22 protein-coding genes are annotated in these 15,978 nt (G+C 70.3%); 12 read left to right on the top strand and 10 right to left on the bottom strand.

Going from position 1 to position 15,978, the window contains the following annotated elements:
- Nucleotides 1–101: 101 nt before the first annotated feature.
- Nucleotides 102–272 carry a hypothetical protein gene (locus BMW88_RS41650; protein ID WP_177220941.1) on the bottom strand — a complete coding sequence of 57 codons (171 nt, stop codon included), beginning with the start codon at nt 270–272 and terminating at the stop codon, nt 102–104.
- 280 nt (nt 273–552) lie between these two features.
- Between BMW88_RS41650 and BMW88_RS04830 the strand changes: the two genes are divergently transcribed.
- Entirely contained in the window at nt 553–1,005 is a 453-nt protein-coding gene (locus BMW88_RS04830; RefSeq protein ID WP_089949280.1) for a flavodoxin family protein, read from the top strand.
- Nucleotides 1,006–1,075: 70 nt separating this feature from the next.
- Here BMW88_RS04830 and BMW88_RS04825 read toward each other — a convergent pair whose 3' ends face one another.
- Complete coding sequence (locus tag BMW88_RS04825) at nt 1,076–2,050, bottom strand: aldo/keto reductase (protein WP_089949279.1); 975 nt, start codon at nt 2,048–2,050, stop codon at nt 1,076–1,078.
- Between the two features lie 342 nt (nt 2,051–2,392).
- Between BMW88_RS04825 and BMW88_RS04820 the strand changes: the two genes are divergently transcribed.
- Nucleotides 2,393–2,854, top strand: coding sequence for a hypothetical protein (locus BMW88_RS04820; protein WP_143115965.1), 462 nt, complete (start codon nt 2,393–2,395; stop codon nt 2,852–2,854).
- On the opposite strand, the gene BMW88_RS04815 is transcribed toward BMW88_RS04820, so the two are convergent.
- From BMW88_RS04815 to BMW88_RS04805, 3 genes are read right to left on the bottom strand one after another with little or no spacing between them, the layout of a single operon-like run.
- On the bottom strand, nt 2,851–3,228 hold the full coding sequence (locus tag BMW88_RS04815; RefSeq protein WP_089949277.1) for a MerR family transcriptional regulator: 378 nt from the start codon (nt 3,226–3,228) through the stop codon (nt 2,851–2,853). The two genes, BMW88_RS04820 and BMW88_RS04815, sit on opposite strands and share 4 nt — an antisense overlap.
- Before the next feature lie 34 nt (nt 3,229–3,262).
- A complete protein-coding gene (locus BMW88_RS04810) occupies nt 3,263–3,649 on the bottom strand; it encodes a type II toxin-antitoxin system death-on-curing family toxin (RefSeq protein ID WP_089949276.1) in 387 nt (128 codons plus the stop codon).
- Nucleotides 3,650–3,681: 32 nt separating this feature from the next.
- On the bottom strand, nt 3,682–3,888 hold the full coding sequence (locus BMW88_RS04805) for a ribbon-helix-helix domain-containing protein (RefSeq protein ID WP_089949275.1): 207 nt from the start codon (nt 3,886–3,888) through the stop codon (nt 3,682–3,684).
- A 56-nt stretch (nt 3,889–3,944) separates the two neighbouring features.
- Here BMW88_RS04805 and BMW88_RS04800 point away from each other — a divergent pair, with 56 nt between their 5' ends.
- Entirely contained in the window at nt 3,945–4,595 is a 651-nt protein-coding gene (locus tag BMW88_RS04800) for a TetR/AcrR family transcriptional regulator (protein WP_089949274.1), read from the top strand.
- A 35-nt stretch (nt 4,596–4,630) separates the two neighbouring features.
- On the opposite strand, the gene BMW88_RS04795 is transcribed toward BMW88_RS04800, so the two are convergent.
- Complete coding sequence (locus BMW88_RS04795) at nt 4,631–5,929, bottom strand: glycoside hydrolase family 18 protein (RefSeq protein ID WP_089949273.1); 1,299 nt, start codon at nt 5,927–5,929, stop codon at nt 4,631–4,633.
- Nucleotides 5,930–6,023: 94 nt separating this feature from the next.
- Nucleotides 6,024–6,647, bottom strand: a complete 624-nt coding sequence (gene upp, locus BMW88_RS04790) for a uracil phosphoribosyltransferase (RefSeq protein WP_089949272.1) — start codon at nt 6,645–6,647, stop codon at nt 6,024–6,026.
- 33 nt (nt 6,648–6,680) lie between these two features.
- On the opposite strand from upp, the gene BMW88_RS04785 reads away from it, so the two are divergent.
- From BMW88_RS04785 to BMW88_RS04745, 9 genes are all read left to right on the top strand, one after another.
- Nucleotides 6,681–7,292 (top strand): maleylpyruvate isomerase family mycothiol-dependent enzyme, encoded by a 612-nt coding sequence (locus BMW88_RS04785; protein WP_177220940.1) that lies wholly within the window; start codon nt 6,681–6,683, stop codon nt 7,290–7,292.
- A 32-nt stretch (nt 7,293–7,324) separates the two neighbouring features.
- The gene (locus BMW88_RS04780) at nt 7,325–8,317 is read left to right on the top strand and encodes a Gfo/Idh/MocA family protein (RefSeq protein ID WP_089949270.1); all 993 of its coding nucleotides are present in this window, start codon (nt 7,325–7,327) and stop codon (nt 8,315–8,317) included.
- A 63-nt stretch (nt 8,318–8,380) separates the two neighbouring features.
- The gene (locus BMW88_RS04775; RefSeq protein ID WP_089949269.1) at nt 8,381–8,860 is read left to right on the top strand and encodes a SigE family RNA polymerase sigma factor; all 480 of its coding nucleotides are present in this window, start codon (nt 8,381–8,383) and stop codon (nt 8,858–8,860) included.
- Entirely contained in the window at nt 8,857–9,621 is a 765-nt protein-coding gene (locus BMW88_RS04770) for a hypothetical protein (protein WP_143115964.1), read from the top strand. The genes BMW88_RS04775 and BMW88_RS04770 overlap by 4 nt, the downstream gene beginning before the upstream one ends.
- Nucleotides 9,622–9,720: 99 nt before the next feature.
- Nucleotides 9,721–9,918 carry a hypothetical protein gene (locus tag BMW88_RS04765; RefSeq protein ID WP_089949267.1) on the top strand — a complete coding sequence of 66 codons (198 nt, stop codon included), beginning with the start codon at nt 9,721–9,723 and terminating at the stop codon, nt 9,916–9,918.
- Nucleotides 9,919–9,937: 19 nt separating this feature from the next.
- The gene (locus BMW88_RS04760) at nt 9,938–10,582 is read left to right on the top strand and encodes a DUF1707 SHOCT-like domain-containing protein (protein WP_245777556.1); all 645 of its coding nucleotides are present in this window, start codon (nt 9,938–9,940) and stop codon (nt 10,580–10,582) included.
- A gap of 146 nt (nt 10,583–10,728) precedes the next feature.
- Nucleotides 10,729–11,685 carry a deoxyribose-phosphate aldolase gene (gene deoC, locus BMW88_RS04755; RefSeq protein WP_089949266.1) on the top strand — a complete coding sequence of 319 codons (957 nt, stop codon included), beginning with the start codon at nt 10,729–10,731 and terminating at the stop codon, nt 11,683–11,685.
- Nucleotides 11,686–11,689: 4 nt separating this feature from the next.
- On the top strand, nt 11,690–13,117 hold the full coding sequence (locus BMW88_RS04750) for an aldehyde dehydrogenase family protein (RefSeq protein WP_089949265.1): 1,428 nt from the start codon (nt 11,690–11,692) through the stop codon (nt 13,115–13,117).
- Nucleotides 13,110–13,973, top strand: a complete 864-nt coding sequence (locus BMW88_RS04745; RefSeq protein WP_089949264.1) for an aldehyde dehydrogenase family protein — start codon at nt 13,110–13,112, stop codon at nt 13,971–13,973. The genes BMW88_RS04750 and BMW88_RS04745 overlap by 8 nt, the downstream gene beginning before the upstream one ends.
- Before the next feature lie 6 nt (nt 13,974–13,979).
- Here the strand turns inward: BMW88_RS04745 and BMW88_RS04740 are convergent, their stop codons facing one another.
- From BMW88_RS04740 to BMW88_RS04730, 3 genes are read right to left on the bottom strand one after another with little or no spacing between them, the layout of a single operon-like run.
- Complete coding sequence (locus BMW88_RS04740; protein WP_089949263.1) at nt 13,980–14,186, bottom strand: helix-hairpin-helix domain-containing protein; 207 nt, start codon at nt 14,184–14,186, stop codon at nt 13,980–13,982.
- Nucleotides 14,183–14,809 carry a response regulator gene (locus BMW88_RS04735; RefSeq protein WP_089949262.1) on the bottom strand — a complete coding sequence of 209 codons (627 nt, stop codon included), beginning with the start codon at nt 14,807–14,809 and terminating at the stop codon, nt 14,183–14,185. Before BMW88_RS04735 ends, BMW88_RS04740 begins: the two co-directional genes overlap by 4 nt.
- Nucleotides 14,806–15,936, bottom strand: coding sequence for a sensor histidine kinase (locus tag BMW88_RS04730; RefSeq protein WP_177220939.1), 1,131 nt, complete (start codon nt 15,934–15,936; stop codon nt 14,806–14,808). The genes BMW88_RS04735 and BMW88_RS04730 overlap by 4 nt, the downstream gene beginning before the upstream one ends.
- Nucleotides 15,937–15,978: the final 42 nt, after the last annotated feature.

The following is a 15,978-nucleotide window of genomic DNA, read 5'->3' as shown; positions in this document are numbered from 1 at the left end:
TTCGACGTCACAGCCAGGCCTCTTCGTTGAACCGGGCTGCGGTCGCGTTGCGCACCGTCTCGTCGAGGTCGTGCCCGTGGAGGTCGTGCGGTCCGTCCCGGTCATTGCTCACGCTGGTCCCGAGCCGGCAGCTTCCGGCCGCGGGGCAGCCTCTCGGTGAACGTGCGCGAGCGCGTCGCCTGCAACGCCTCGGCGGCGACCTTGAGGTCCTTCGCCCCTCCACGTTCGTAGACGCGGTGGAGGAAGCGCAACTCGACCAAGCGCCAGACCAAGCCAGAAAGTGTTGGCACCACGAGGGCTCCGGCCACCCACCACGCCGACATGACGACTCCACAACGAATAAGCCCACCGGTGAGCTCGGAGGGTGATCGTCGTACAGCCATGTCAGGTCGGTCGGTCCTGCGGGCAAGTGCGTCCTGGTCGCACCACACAGCTCACCTCCACCCCCGCCCGAACTCGGAGGTGGCAGCAGCGCGACCCGGCGGTTGCTCCGGCCCTTGCCGCCACCATAGCGATGTTGCGCTGCCCACCGCGATCCACAACGCTGATCCGGTGTCCAAGCTGTTGATCGTCCACCACACCCCGTCGCCCGCCCTCCAGGCGATGTTCGAGGCGGTCGTCGCCGGCGCCACCACGCCCGAGGTCGAGGGTGTCGAGGTGGTCAGGAAGGCCGCGTTGTCCACAACGGCTGTGGATGTCCTCGAGGCTGACGGTTACGTGCTGGGCACGCCCGCGAACCTCGGCTACATGAGCGGTGCGTTGAAGCACTTTTTCGACACCGTCTACTACCCGTGCCTCGACTCCACACGCGGCAGGCCGTTCGGACTTTATGTGCACGGCAACAACGACACGGCCGGTGCGGTGCGCAGCGTCGCGACGGCCACGACCGGCCTGGGCTGGGAGAAGGTGGCCGCCGACGTGCTCGTCACCGGTGAACCGGCGAAGGCCGACCTGGAGGCGTGCTGGGAGCTCGGCGCCACCCTCGCCGCCCAGTTGTCCACATGAACCCGGGGTTGTCCACAGCTTCTTGTCCCCAGCCTGTGGACAACCCTGGGGATACTCTCGAACAGGTGTTCTAACGGCCGATCGAGCTCATGTCGGGGTACCGGTCCCCGACGACCGCCGAAGCCGGCACCGCGGCCTCGATCGCGGCCAGGTCCGCGTCGGACAGCTCCAGGGAAGCCGCCGCCACGTTCTCCTCCAGGTACTTGATCCGCTTGGTCCCCGGGATCGGCACCACGTCCTGCCCGCGGTGTTGCACCCACGCCAGCGCGAGCTGCCCGGCCGTGACGCCGCGCTCCTCGGCCAGTGCGCGCAGCTCGGCGACCATCTTCAGGTTCGCCTCGAGGTTCGCGCCCGAGAACCGCGGGTTCGCGGCGCGGAAGTCGCCGTCGCCGAAGTCCTCGGACGACGCGAACCGGCCGGTCAGCACGCCCCGGCCGAGCGGCGAGTACGGCACCAGCCCGATGCCCAGCTCGCGGGCCGTGGGCACGATCTCGGCCTCGATGTCGCGCGACCACAGCGACCACTCGCTCTGCAACGCGGTGATCGGGTGCACCGCATGGGCACGGCGCAGGGTCTCGGCGCCCGCCTCGGACAGGCCGAGGTGCCGCACCTTGCCCTCGGTGACCAGCTCGGCCATCGCGCCGACGGTCTCCTCGATGGGCGTGTCCGCCGGGACGCGGTGCAGGTAGTACAGGTCGATCACGTCGGTGCCGAGCCGACGCAGGGAACCCTCGACCGCCGAGCGCACGTAGTCGCGGTCGCCGCGGATCGAGCGGCCACCGGCCGGTTCGCGCACGATGCCGAACTTCGTCGCCAGGACCACGGCGTCACGGCGGTCCGCGATCGCGCGGCCCACGAGTTCCTCGTTCACGTGCGGGCCGTACATGTCGGCCGTGTCGATCAGCGTGACACCGAGCTCCAGGGCGCGGTGGATGACGGCGATCGACTCCTGCTCGTCGCCGGCGCCGTAGAACTCCGACATCCCCATGCAGCCGAGCCCCTGCGGCCCGACTTCCAGCTCACCGAGCTTCCGCTTCGCGTTCATGCCGTCAACGCTAGATCCTGGAGCGCGCTCCAGCTCAAGTCGGACATGTCGGTCGCGTCGGGACCGTCACCCGATCAGCGGAGCCAAGAATTGTCGGTGAGAGCCGGTGCGAAAGCACGTTGTCAGTCTGAGGGGAATGTCAGCGCTTCCCTTCGGCACGGCAGATTCCCGGAGGAAGGAAGATTCCGTACATCCATTCCGGCTGATTACCCGGCAAGGGGACGGTAGCCGCCCTTACTCACCGATTGATGCTAGGTTCCAGCCATGGAAAGCTTGTTCGACGATGCGCAACCGCGTGGAAGAGCAATTCTCCATCCGCCGTTCGACAACACCACGGCACATGTGGAAACCAAGCAAATCCGGCTTGCCACGACCGACGAGGTGTGCGTCGTCCTCGAATGCGTCTCCCACTGGCCGGAAGGGTTCACGCTCCACATGGCGCTGTTCCTGGCAGCCGCCACGAAAGAGATCCCGCATTTCCTGCACCACCCACTCGCACCACCACCGCCACCCGGCGGGCCGAGCCTCGCGGTGCGGTTCGCCGACGGCCGCAAGGCCACGACACCGGACCCGCTCGACCACGCCCGCGACATCGGCGAGATGGTGACGCTGAACGTCACGTCGACCGTCGGCGGCGGCGAGACCCATCTGCGCCAGGGCATCTACGTGCACCCGCTGCCACCGCCCGGACCGGTCGTCATCGCGGTGCGGTGGCCGGCCCGGGGTGTCGGCGAGGCGTCGACCGAGCTGGACGGCGCCGAGATCCGGGCCGGCGCGGCGAGAGCACTGCGGATCTGGGACTAGGCCGTCGCCTCCAGGTCCCGCTCGACCGCCGCGTAGTGGTCGATCTTGTAGTCCAGCACCTCGAGGCACGTCTGCAGTTCCGCGATGCGGGCGCGGACGTCGGCCCGGTGCTCGACGAGGATCTGCTTGCGGCGCCCGGCCGTGTGGTCGCCGCGGTGCCGGAGCTGCGCGAACTCGCGCATCATGCGGATCGGCATGCCGGTCGTGCGCAGGCGCGTCACGAAGGCCAGCCAGCCGAGGTCCTCGTCGGAGTAGCTGCGACGGCCACCCGAGTCTCGCGCGGGCGGGTCGACGAGCCCGATTCGTTCGTAGTAGCGCAGGGTGTCGATGGACAACCCACTGCGCTGCGCGGCTTGGGCTATCGAGTAACTCACGGGTTCGACGCTAAGACCTGGAGTGCACTCCAGGTCAAGCGGAATCCTTCGGAAGTCCCCATGCTTCGAGGTGGCCGGCCATCTCGGCGACGTCGATCTTGTCGCGGCCGAGCGCGCGGACGAGGTCCAGCGCGTCGTCCTCCTCGGCGTCGATCCAGTAGCCGTTGATGTCGCACATCGTGACGGCGGCGACCCAGCCGAGGCGCCAGTTCCCCTCGACGAGCGGGCGGGTCTTCACGATCGAGTCGAGCAGGACGGAGGACTTGAGCCACAGCGTGTCGTAGGCCTCCACGCCGAGCACGGTGGCGCGGGGACGGTAGGCGGCCGTGTCCAGCAGGCCGATGTCCCTGACGACGAGGTCGCCACCGGTCACCGCCGTGGCCAGCACCAACAGGTCCCCGGCGTCGAGGTAGGAGATCACGGCATCCAGTTGATCACAAAGGTCTGACGATTTCAGGAAGATCCGAGCCTATCCAAAAGACCTCGGTACTTGGGCAGCACCCGCCCCAGCACCTCGCCGAGCTTCTCCTCCTGCTGCATGCGCTGGTAGCGGTCGGCTATCGCGAGCCGCACGACCTCCTGCTTGGAACGACCCTCGGCCTGCGCCAGCCGGGCGAGCCGCAGGTTCTCCTCCTCGGTCAACCGCAAGGTCATCGCCATTCCCAGCACGGTACCAACCTGATACCACTCGGACCAGTGCCCGTTAGGATTGCGTGATGCCCAGGCCCAAGACCCACGACGACGCTCTGCGGCGGCGTCTGCTCGAACGGGCGGGCGAGCTGCTCAGCACCGACGGGCCGGCCGCGGTGAGCCTGCGCAGGATCGCCGCGGACGTCAACACCTCGACCACGGCGGTCTATTCCCTCTTCGGCGGCAAACCAGGACTGCTCGAGGCGCTCTACGACGAGGCGTTCGCGCGGTTCGGGGCGCACCTCGCGGCGGTGCCGATCACCGCCGACCCCGCGGAGGACGTGGTCCAGATCGGCCTCGCGTACCGGCGCAGCGCGCTCGCGGACCCGCAGTTCTACTCGGTGCTCTACTCGAAGGTCGTCGAGCCGACGAAGGAGATGAGCCGCGCGGCCGGCCGGACGTTCGCGCCGGTGATGAACGCGGTGCGGCGGGCCATCGAGCTCGGGGTCTTCCGGGACGTGGACGCGGAGCAGATCGCGGTGTCGATGTGGGGCATCGCGCACGGGCTGGTGAGCCTGGAGCTCAACGGCAACCTGCCGCCCGGCGTCGACGCCACCGCCACGTACGAACTGGCGTTGCGCGCCCACGGCAGGGGCTGGCTGGCGGACTCCTCGACAGGAGCGGAGAACGCGGAATCCGGGGAGGCGGCCGCCGCGAAACCTCCCCGGACCCGCTGAACTGTCCTGTTAGGACAGTCCGTCTGCCGCGCGCTCTACCTCAGCGCGCCGTCGAGCGCCTTGATCAGCTCGCCGTCGGCGGTGTCGCCGTCGAGCGACCAGACCATCGCGCCGCCGAGCCTGCGGGCGTTGATGTAGCGGGCCTTGCGCTTCATCTCCGTCGCGTCGTCGTAGGTCCACCACGTCTTGCCGTCGTAGATCCACGCGAAGCCGGCGCGCTCGTCGCGGTAGATCTTGTAGGTGTTGCCGGGCTCGGCGAGCTTCGCCTTGATGCGGTGGAAGTCCTCGTACCCGGCCTCGTACTTCGCGGGGGCCGGCACACCCGTGCCGAACAGGCCGTTGCGCGTGCCGGGGGCGACGCCGTCCCAGCCGCGGCCGTAGAACGGCACACCGAGCACGGCCTTCGACCGCGGGGCACCGCGCGAGAGCCACGCGTCGACCGTCACCTCGGTGCTGAACTCGAACTCCGACGGGTCGCCCGCGGGCACCCTCAGCGCGGACTGCTGGTTCGCCGGGGCGTCCCAGGCACCGTGGTAGTCGTAGCCCTGCAACGTGCCGAAGGTGAGGTAGCAGAACACCTTCGCGACCTCGAAGCCGGCGTCGACCTGCCGCGGGTCGGCCGGCAGGAACGCAGTCAGGTCGCGGTTCCAGCCCATCTGCCTGCGGTACTCGGCGAGCAGCTTGGTGAAGTTCTGCCTGTCCTCGGGGCGCACGACGTTGGGCGGCGTCATGTTGCCGTTGCTGGCAGGCCATTCCCAGTCGAGGTCGATGCCGTCGAAGACGCCCTTCGCGGCGCCCTCCGGCAGGCCGGGCAGGTTGCCCTTGATCCACATGTCGGTGCACGACTTGACGTGCGCGGCGCGCGACTCGGGCGTCAGCGCGGCGTTGGAGAAGTAGCGCGAGCCCGTCCAGCCGCCCAGCGAGATGTTGATCCTCAGCTTGGGGTAGCGGGCCTTGAGCTGCTTGAGCTGGTTCAGGTTGCCCATGAGCACCTGACCGGCCTCGTCGGCAGCGCCGCTCACCGACTGCTCCGCGCTGTGGGGCATCTGCCAGTCGGCCCACGGGTCGGCGCTGACGCACTTGCCCGACTCGTCGAGGAAGCCGAAGGCGTAGTTCAGGTGGGTGAGCCGCGCGGCGGCACCGCTGTCCACGAGGTTCTTGACGCGGAAGTTCCGGTCGTACACGCCCCACTGGATGAAGTACCCCACGGTGCGGGTCTTCGAGTAGCCGTGGTGCCCCTTGGTCTCGGCGTCGGCGTTCGCGGGCGCAACGGCCAGCGACGCGGACAGGGCGCCGGCCGCGAGTGCGGCGACACCCCATCTCCGTCCGGACATGAGTCTCCTAAGTCGTTCGCGGCAGCGGCGATGTGGTCCACAGCACGATAGGCCTGAGGTCTAGACCACTGCTACGTCCGATCGGAGGTATGTCCTAAACCGCCCCGTACAGGCGGTCGCCGGCGTCGCCCAGGCCCGGCACGATGAAGCCCGAGTCGTTCAGCCGCTCGTCGACGGACGCCGTGACCAGGCGCACCGGCAGCTTCGAGTCCTCGAGGTGGTTGATGCCCTCTGGCGCGGCGAGCACGCAGACGGCCGTCACGTCGGTCGCGCCGCGCTGGGTCAGCAGCCGGATCGTGTACGCCATCGAGCCGCCCGTCGCGAGCATCGGGTCGAGCACGAGGACGGGCCGCCCGGCGAGGTCCTCCGGCAGCGACTCCATGTACGGCGTCGGCTGCAACGTCTCCTCGTCGCGCGCGAGCCCGACGAACCCCATCTGGGCGTCCGGGATCAGCTTGTGCGCCTGGTCCGCCATGCCCAGGCCGGCCCGCAGCACCGGCACGAGCAGCGGCGGGTTCGCCAGCCGGTGGCCGGTGGTGCGCGCGACCGGGGTGTGCGTGCGGTCCTCGATCAGCGGCGCCTCGCGCATGGCCTCGTAGACCAGCATGACGGTGAGTTCCTGCAACGCCGCGCGGAAGGCCGCGTTGTCCGTGCGCGCGTCGCGCATGGTTGTGAGTCTCGCCTTGGCGAGAGGATGATCGACGACGAGGACGTCCATGCCCGACACCGTAACTGCTGCGAGGAGCCAGGGGTGTTCGAAGAGATCTACCGCGAGGCACGTCAGCGCGTCGTCGGCCTGACGATGGGCCTGGGCGGCGACGAGCTCGCCCGCGTCGTGCCCGCGTGTCCCGAGTGGACCGTGCACCGGCTGATCGCGCACCTGTCGGGCGTGGCGTCCGACCTCGCGACCGGCCGCATGGAGGGAGCGCCGTCGCAGGAGTGGACCTCGCGGCACGTCGCCGAGCGCGAGGGCGTTCCCGCCGACGACCTCCTGCAGCAGTGGAACGCCTCCGGCGAGGAGATCGACAAGATCGACCGGATCCCCTACCAGCTCGCGTTCGACGCGATCACGCACGAGGCCGACCTGCGCGCGGCGCTGGGCCGCGAGCGCCTCCCGGACGCGGTCTGGTACCCCACGCTGGTGTGGATCGTCCCGCGCCGGCTGCCGGAGGTCACCGCCAAGACGGAGCTCGGCACCATCGGCAGCGGCCCCGTCACGCTGGAGGTCGACGCCTACGAGCTGTGGCGGGCGTTCTTCGGCAGGCGCTCGCGCCGCCAGATGGAGTCGTGGAGCTGGTCCGGCCCCGCACCGATCGACAAGATCCCGTTCTTCCCCTCGCGGGCAACCGATCTGGTGGAGTGAATGCCGTTCACCGCGGCGGTAGGGTCGGCCGGGTGACAGACCACGTGCGCATCGGCGTGCTCGGCGCGGCCAGGATCACGCCGGCCGCGGTCATCCGCCCGGCCCGGTTCTCCACCGTCGCCGAGGTCGTGGCCGTCGCCGCGCGCTCACCGCAGCGCGCCAAGGCCTTCGCAGACCGGCACGGCATCGCGCGCGTGCACGGTTCGTACGACGAGCTGCTGGCCGACCCGGCGGTCGACGCCGTCTACAACCCACTGCCCAACGGCCTGCACGGCAAGTGGACGCTGGCCGCGCTGGAAGCGGGCAAGCACGTGTTGTGCGAGAAGCCGTTCACCGCCAACGCCGCGGAGGCCGAGGCGGTGGCGAAGGCCGCCGACGCCTCCGGGCTCGTGGTGATGGAGGCGTTCCACTACCGCTACCACCCGCTGGCGCTGCGCGTCGAAGAGATCATGCGGTCCGGCGCCCTGGGACCGCTGCGGCACGTCGAGGCCTCGGTCTGCTTCCCGCTTCCGGTGTTCTCCGACATCCGCTACGACTACTCGCTCGCGGGCGGCGCGATGATGGACGCCGGCTGCTACGCCGTGCACATGGTGCGCCTGCTCGGCGGCGAGGAGCCCGAGGTGCGTTCGGCGCGGGCGCTGCTGCGCGGGCCGGGCGTCGACAGGGCGATGCGGGCGTCCCTGCGCTTCCCCTCGGGCCACACGGGTTCCGTGCACGCGTCGATGTGGTCGCCGACGCTCCTCAAGCTGCACATGAGGGCCATCGGCGAGAACGGCACGTTGCGCGTCCTCAACCCGCTCGGCCCGCACAGGTTCCACCGCTTGTCGTTGCGGCTCAAGAACAGGAACTCCGTCGAGACGTTCGGGCGGCGCACGACCTACGCCCACCAGCTCGACGCCTTCACCGGCGCGGTGCTGCGCGGCGAGCCGTTCCCGACGACCGCCGGCGACGCGGTGAAGAACATGGCGGTGATCGACTCGGTCTACCGGGCGGCCGGGCTGCCGCTGCGCCAGCCGACCATGTGACCCAGGTCACCCAACCGCTCCCCCTTCGCGCCGTGTCCTGAGTGTGGACAGAAGGGGGAGGGGTTGGCTGACACCGAGTACACCGAGTACGTCACGGCGGCGCTGCCCTGGTTGCGGCGCACGGCCTACCTGCTCTGCGGTGACGTGCACAGCGCCGACGACGTCGTGCAGATCGCGATCACACGGCTCTACACGAACTGGCGGAGGGCCAGGGCCGCCGGCAACCTCGACGCCTACGTGCGGGCGATCCTCGTCCGCACGTTCCTCAACGAGCGCAGACGGCCCTGGAGCCGCGAGCGCCTGTTCGGCCGGGTCGACGAGCTGCGGGCCGTCGCGAACCCGGACGTCGAGACCCGCGAGGAGGTCCGGGTCGCCCTGATGCGCGTGGCACCGGGGCAACGCGCGGTGCTCGTCCTGCGGTTCCTGTTCGACCTGCCCGTGGCCGAGGTCGCGCGCACCCTGCGGTGCTCCGAGGGCACGGTGAAGAGCCAGACCTCCGACGGGCTGGCCGCGCTGCGCACGCAGATGGGAGTGGCTCGATGAGGTCCGAAGAGGACGGTGTGCGGCTGCTCGGGTCGCTGCGCGCCGTGGAGGTGCCCGCCTCGGACGGGGTCAGCGTCGCGAAGGCGATCAGGGCGGGGAAGCGCACGAGGTCGTTGCGGGTGGCGGCGGCCGGGGTGGTCGTGCTGCTCGTCGCGGGCGTGCTGCCGCTGCTGCTGCGGCCCTCCGCCCCGCCGGTGGCGGCCAGCACGTTCGACCCGCTGGTGCGCACCATCGGCCTCGGCCCGGTGCCGGGGTTGCGGCAGGAGACCCTCACCACCGGTCGCACGAGCCAGTCGATCTGGCTGAGGCCGGTGGGCAGCGGCGACCAGGCCGCCAGGGTCTCGGTGTTCGCGGCGGGCACGATGCGGCCGCTGCCGGGCGAGCCGGCGCAGGAGGTCAACGGCAGGCGCGCGGTGTGGACCGGCACGTACCTGGCCTTCGAGTGGGAACCCGGCGCGTGGGCCACCGTCTCGGTGGAGGGCTTCCCGGACGACCGGGAGCGGGAACGCCAGATCGCGCGGAGCCTGACGTTCGACGAGCACGTCCGGGTACGGGTGCCGTACACGGTCGAGACGTCGTGGCAGCTCCACAGCGTCCACGACACCGGCGGGGACGTCGAGCTCGTGTTCACCAACGACGTCCGGCTCAAGCTGCGGGGCGGCGTCGGCTTCGCGCAGGGCCCGGCGCCGCGCGAGGAGCTGGAGGCGCTGGAGAGGTCGGTGCGACCGGCCGACCCACCGGTCACCGATCCGTTCCGATGACCACCCGATCCAGTGGCCCCGGAACCCGTTCCGGGGCTCAAGGACCGGCGGAGCGACTCCGAAAAGTCCTTTGACCGGTGAGACGCGGAGGAGCGAACGGTGAACGTCGAGCAGAAGCCCGTCCAGCAGCTGTGCGAGTCGCCGCTGGTCATCCTGGGTGTTTCGGGATCACTCGCGGCGGTGATCGGTGTGCTGCCGCTGACGTGGGGCTACAGCCCGGTGCTCGCCTCCGCCCTCGCGGCCGTGCTGGTCCTCGCTTTCGCGATCACCGTCAAGTGCGCACCGAACCGCAGGTGAGCGCTCTAGACTCGATCGGGTGAGCGACGAGCTGTTACCCGCTGACCAGAGCCACCTGCGCGCCTCGGACGCGGACCGGGAACGCGTCGCGCAGGTGCTGCACAGGGCAACCGCCGAGGGCCGCCTCGACATCCACGAGCTGGACGAGCGGCTCATCGCCGTCTACGCCGCGAAGACCTACGGCGAGCTCGTGCCCATCACCGCCGACCTGGTGCTGAGCGGCCTGCCGCAGACGCCCGCGATGCCGCAGCACCAGCCGGCCACCGACGACCGCGTCGGTGGCGAGCCCGGCAGCGCGGTGTCCGTCGCGTTCTGGTCCGGCGTCAACCGCAAGGGCCAGTGGGTCGTCCCGCGGATGCACAACGCCGTGGCGGTCATGGGCGGCATCGAGATCGACCTGACCCACGCCCGGTTCGCCGAGCGCGAGGTCACCATCAGCTGCTTCGCCTTCTGGGGCGGTGTGGAGATCCGGGTGCCCGACGACATCAACGTCAACGTCGACGGGTTCGGGTTCATGGGCGCGTTCGAGGACCGCGCGCCCAGCCGCCGGCACATCCCCGGCGCGCCGACGGTGCGGATCACCGGTCTCGCGATCATGGGCGGGGTCGAGGTGAAGGGGCCGAAGAAGAAGAAATCCCAGATCCTGCGCGAGCTGCTCGAGTGATGAGCGCCGCGCTGCGCGGAACCGGCGGGACCACCACCGCCGCGAACGTGGCCGGCCAGGCCGGCGGATCGCCCGCACTTCCCGGCCTGAGCTGCGGAAACGTCCTCACTTAGGACGGGCGTCCCATTCCGCTTAGACTCGCACGCATGGCTGCTCCAACGACATTGCCGTCGGCCCTGGCTGACGCCGTGCGCGACGAGTCGTCGCTGCGGCGGTTCCTGCACGGGCTCCCCGGCGTCGACCAGGTCGGCGTCGAGCAACGAGCCGCGGGCCTCGGCACGCGGAGCATCAAGAAGGCCGCGAAGCTGCACGCCATCGACCTGGCGATCAGCATGGTCGACCTCACCACGCTGGAGGGCGCGGACACGCCCGGCAAGGTGCGCGGCCTGGCCGCGAAGGCCCGCCGGCCCGACCCCGACCGGCCGGACGTGCCCAAGGTCGCGGCGGTGTGCGTGTACCCGGACATGGTCAAGACCGCGGCCGACGAGCTCAGGGGCACCGGGATCGGCGTCGCCAGCGTCGCGACGGCGTTCCCCAGCGGGCGCAGCACGATGGACGTCAAGCTCGCCGACACCAGGTTCGCCGTCGAACAGGGCGCGAGCGAGGTCGACATGGTGATCGACCGCGGCGCGTTCCTCTCCGGCCGGTACGGGCAGGTGTTCGAGGAGATCGTCGAGGTGAAGCGGGCCTGCGGCGACGCGCACCTCAAGGTGATCCTCGAGACCGGCGAGCTCGTGACCTACGACAACGTGCGCCGCGCGAGCTGGCTCGCGCTGCTGGCCGGTGGCGACTTCATCAAGACCTCGACCGGCAAGGTGCAGCCCGCGGCGACGCTGCCGGTGACGCACGTGATGCTCCAGGCCGTGCGGGACTGGAAGACCCAGACCGGCGAGCTGCGCGGGGTCAAGCCCGCCGGTGGCATCCGCAGCACCAAGGACGCGATCAAGTACCTGGTGGCCGTGCACGAGGTGGCCGGGCCGGAGTGGCTCGACCCGCACCTCTTCCGGTTCGGCGCGTCGACGTTGCTGAACGACCTGCTCATGCAGCGGCGGACCCAGTTGGACGGCCACTACAGCGGCCCGGACTACGTGACGGTGGACTGAAGACATGTGGGAATACGCACCCGCGCCGGAGTCGCGGGACATCGCGAACCTCAAGCCGGCCTACCGGATGTTCGTCGACGGCCAGTTCGTCGAGGGATCCGGCGAACCGCTCAAGACGATCAACCCCGGCACCGAGGAGGTGCTGGCGGAGGTCTCCACCGCGTCGAAGTCCGATGTGGACACCGCGGTGAAGGCCGCGCGCAGGGCCTACGACCGCGTGTGGTCGAAGATGCCCGGCAGCGAGCGGGCCAAGTACATCTACCGGATCGCGCGGCAGATCCAGGAGCGCGGGCGCGAGCTCGCGGTGCTGGAGTCGCTCGACAACGGCAAGCCGATCAAGGAGTCGCGCGACGTCGACGTGCCGACGGCCGCCGCGCACTTCTTCTACCACGCGGGCTGGGCGGACAAGCTCGGCTACGCGGGCTACGGCCCGGACCCGAAGCCGCTGGGCGTCGCGGGACAGGTGATCCCGTGGAACTTCCCGCTGCTGATGGCCGCGTGGAAGATCGCGCCCGCGCTCGCGTGCGGCAACACCGTCGTGCTCAAGCCCGCCGAGACCACGCCGCTGACCGCGCTGGTGCTGGCCGACATCATCGCGCAGTGCGACCTGCCGCCGGGGGTCGTCAACATCATCCCGGGCGCCGGTGACATCGGCGCCGCGCTCGTCGAGCACGACGGCGTCGACAAGGTCGCGTTCACCGGGTCGACCGAGGTCGGCAAGACCATCCAGCGGCAGCTCGCCGGCACGAACAAGAAGCTCACGCTGGAACTCGGCGGCAAGGCCGCCAACGTCGTGTTCGACGACGCGCCGCTCGACCAGGCCGTCGAGGGCATCGTCAACGGCATCTTCTTCAACCAGGGCCACGTCTGCTGCGCCGGGTCGCGCCTGCTCGTGCAGGAGTCCATCGCCGACGAGCTGCTGGAGAAGCTGCACGCCCGCGTCAGCACCCTGCGCGTCGGCGACCCGCTCGACAAGAACACCGACGTGGGCGCGATCAACTCGCGCGAGCAGCTCGCCAGGATCACGGAGCTGACCGAGTCGGGCGAGGCCGAGGGCGCGCAGCGGTGGACGTCGTCGTGCCCGTTGCCGGACAAGGGTTTCTACTTCGCCCCGACCGTCTTCTCAGGCGTGTCGCAGGCGATGCGCATCGCCCGCGAGGAGATCTTCGGCCCGGTGCTGTCGGTGCTCACGTTCCGCACGCCGGACGAGGCCGTGGCCAAGGCGAACAACACGCCGTACGGGCTGTCCGCCGGAGTCTGGACCGAGAAGGGCTCGCGCATCCTCTGGATGGCGCAGCGGATGCGCGCCGGCGTGGTGTGGTCCAACACGTTCAACCGCTTCGACCCGACGGCCCCGTTCGGCGGGTACCAGGAGTCGGGCTTCGGCCGTGAGGGCGGCCGCACCGGTCTGGAGGCCTACCTCGATGTCTGATCGCGTCACGGTCGCGAAGACCTACAAGCTCTACATCGGTGGCGCCTTCCCGCGGTCCGAGTCGGGCCGCAGCTACCCGGTGACCGACTCGAAGGGCGCCTTCCTCGCCAACGCCGCGCAGGGCTCCCGCAAGGACGCCCGCGACGCGGTCACCGCCGCCCGCAAGGCGTTCGGCGGCTGGTCCGGCGCCACGGCGTACAACCGCGGCCAGGTGCTGTACCGCGTGGCCGAGGTGCTGGAGGGCCGCCGCGAGCAGTTCGTCACCGAGGTCGCGGCGTCCGAGGGCGTGCCGGTGAAGAAGGCGCAGTCCCTCGTGGACACCGCGATCGACCGCTGGGTCTGGTACGCGGGCTGGACGGACAAGGTCGCGGCCGTGCTGGGGTCCGCGAACCCCGTCGCCGGGCCGTACTTCTCGTTCTCCACGCCGGAACCGACGGGTGTGGTGGCCGTCCTGGCGCCGCAGCAGTCGTCGTTGCTGGGCCTGGTGTCCGTGATCGCGCCGGTGATCGCCTCCGGCAACACGGCGGTGGTCGTCACCTCGCAGGACCGGCCGCTGCCCGCGATCACGCTGTCCGAGGTGCTCGCCACCAGCGACGTGCCGGGCGGCGTCGTCAACATCATCACCGGCCGCACCGCGGAGATCGCGCCGTGGCTCGCGTCGCACGCCGACGTGAACGCGCTCGACCTCACCGGTGCGCCGGAGCCGCTGCGCGCCGAGCTGGAGCGGTCCGCGGCGGGCACGGTGAAGCGCGTGCTGCGCACCAAGGTGGGCGAGGACTTCGCGGTCACGCCCGACCTGTCGCGGATCCGCGCCTACCTGGAGACGAAGACGGTCTGGCACCCGATGGGCGTCTGACGGACCTCAGTCGGCGGCGTAGGCCCTGCCCTGCGCCGCCAGCTCCTCCCCGAGGATCCTGATCGCCTTCGGGCCGACGCCGTGGATCTTCAGCAGCTCCTCCGCCGACACGCGCGTCAGCGAGTCGAACGTCGGGTAGCCGTGCGCGGCCAGCTCACGAGCCGCGACCTTGCCGATCGTGCGCGGGAACTCGGTCTCCGGCGGCGTGGTCACGAGTTCACCAGCCCCGCGCGCCACGCCCAGGACGCGATCCCGACGCGGTTGCGCACGTTCAGCTTCGTCTGCACGGACGCGATGTGCGTCTTCACCGTCGACAGCGACAGGAAGAGCGCCGACGCGATCTCCTGGTTGGTGAGCCCGCGGGCCACCTCCCGCACGACGTCCTGCTCGCGCGCGGTCAGCAGCCCGAGGTCCGGTCGCTGGGCCGGCCGGGAGAAGTGCTCCAGCATCCGGACCGTCACCTGCGGCGAGATCAGCGCGTTGCCCTGCGCCGCCGCCCGCACCGCCTCGACCAGCAACGCGGGTCCCGCGTCCTTGGTGAGGAACCCGGACGCGCCGTTCTCCAGCGCCGTGTGCACGTACTCGTCGAGGTCGAACGTCGTCACCACGACGATCTTGGTCGAGCCGGAGAGCTTCTTGGTGACCTCGAGCCCGTCGAGGCCCGGCATCCGGATGTCGAGCAACGCCACGTCCGGCCTGAGCTCGCGGGCGGCGGTGACGGCGCTGACGCCGTCCGCGACGTCCGCGACCACCGTGATGTCCGGTTGCTTCTCCAGGATCATCCGGAAGCCGACGCGGACCATCTCCTGGTCGTCGGCGATGAGGACCGAGATCACTTCTTCCCCTCCAGGGGTAGCTCGGCGAGCACCTGCCAGCCGTTTTCGCGGGGGCCCGCGGAGAACAGGCCACCGAGCAGGTCGACCCGCTCCCGCATGCCCACCAGACCGTAGCCCCCCTGGTTCGGCTCACCGGGGCGGCCGTCGTCGGTGACGACCACCCGCAGCGCGTTCTGCGGTGTCCGGGAGATCTCCACGTCGATCATCGTCGGGGAGACGGCGTGCTTGTGCACGTTGGTCAGCGACTCCTGGACCAGGCGCAACACCGAACGGCCCAGCTCCGGCGGGACGTCGTCGGGCAGGTCGATGCGCAGCCTGGTGTCGAAACCGAGTTCGCGCGTGCGTTCGACGGCCGAGATGACGTCGGCGGCGAGGTCGGTCGTGGCGACGTCGTGCTCGCCCTGGCGCAGGGTGCCGACGAGGCGGCGCATCGCGCCGAGCGCCTCCGTGCCCGAGCGGACGATGCCCGGCAACAGGCGGTGGGCGGCGCGCGGGTCGTCGTCGGAGACCTCCAGGGCGGCCTGGGCCTGCACGAGCATGCCCGTCACGTGGTGGGCGACCACGTCGTGCAGCTCGCGGGCCAGCGCGATGCGCTCCTCCTTCTGCGCGTCGGTGACCGCGGCGGCGAGCAGGCGGCCGCTCTCCGTGTCGCGGGCGCGGAAGTACAGGCCGGTGCCGACGGCCGCGAACCCCAGGACCAGCGCACCCAGCATCTCGTTGTAGTTGCGGCCCAGCAGCCAGTTCTCCCGGACGATCGCGGCGAAGACGCTCACCGCCATCAGCGAGCCGACCGACCAGATGGCGGCGCGGCGCGGCTCCTCGCGCACCACGACGGCCGTGAGGACGAGGCACGCGGCGGTCTCCGCGATCGACAACGGGCTCAGGATCGTCTGCACGAAGACGTCGAAGACCCGGATCACGATCGACGACACGAAGATCGACACCACCGCCACCGGGATGGTGAAGGCGCGCGACTTGAACGAGGTGACGGCGGCGATGCACAACGGCACGCTGAGCAGCCACACGAGCGCCTCGGCGCTGCGCGGCCCGTTCATCAAGATGAGCTCGCCCAGCATGAGCAACGCGAGCACACCGGCGATCGGCCATTGGCCCCGATGACTGTCCACGGGGGACAACGGTAGGACCCCGGCACCTCTCCGGCCTCGGTC

The sequence above is a fragment of the Lentzea xinjiangensis genome (genome assembly GCF_900110955.1).
In the GTDB taxonomy this organism is placed as follows: Bacteria; Actinomycetota; Actinomycetes; order Mycobacteriales; family Pseudonocardiaceae; genus Lentzea; species Lentzea xinjiangensis.
The sequence above is the reverse complement of the archived record's forward strand: the minus strand, read 5'-3'. Positions and strand labels throughout refer to the sequence as shown.

Bases quoted from the DNA above. Each gene is read 5' to 3' on its own strand.
- BMW88_RS04770 (WP_143115964.1), top strand. From the start codon at position 8,857: ATGAGGTCCGAAGAGGACGGTGTGCGGCTGCTCGGGTCGCTGCGCGCC.
- BMW88_RS04805 (WP_089949275.1), bottom strand. From the start codon at position 3,888: ATGGCGATGACCTTGCGGTTGACCGAGGAGGAGAACCTGCGGCTCGCC.
- BMW88_RS04825 (WP_089949279.1), bottom strand. From the start codon at position 2,050: ATGAACGCGAAGCGGAAGCTCGGTGAGCTGGAAGTCGGGCCGCAGGGG.
- BMW88_RS04745 (WP_089949264.1), top strand. From the start codon at position 13,110: ATGTCTGATCGCGTCACGGTCGCGAAGACCTACAAGCTCTACATCGGT.
- BMW88_RS04795 (WP_089949273.1), bottom strand. From the start codon at position 5,929: ATGTCCGGACGGAGATGGGGTGTCGCCGCACTCGCGGCCGGCGCCCTG.
- upp (WP_089949272.1), bottom strand. From the start codon at position 6,647: ATGGACGTCCTCGTCGTCGATCATCCTCTCGCCAAGGCGAGACTCACA.
- BMW88_RS04750 (WP_089949265.1), top strand. From the start codon at position 11,690: ATGTGGGAATACGCACCCGCGCCGGAGTCGCGGGACATCGCGAACCTC.
- deoC (WP_089949266.1), top strand. From the start codon at position 10,729: ATGGCTGCTCCAACGACATTGCCGTCGGCCCTGGCTGACGCCGTGCGC.
- BMW88_RS04800 (WP_089949274.1), top strand. From the start codon at position 3,945: ATGCCCAGGCCCAAGACCCACGACGACGCTCTGCGGCGGCGTCTGCTC.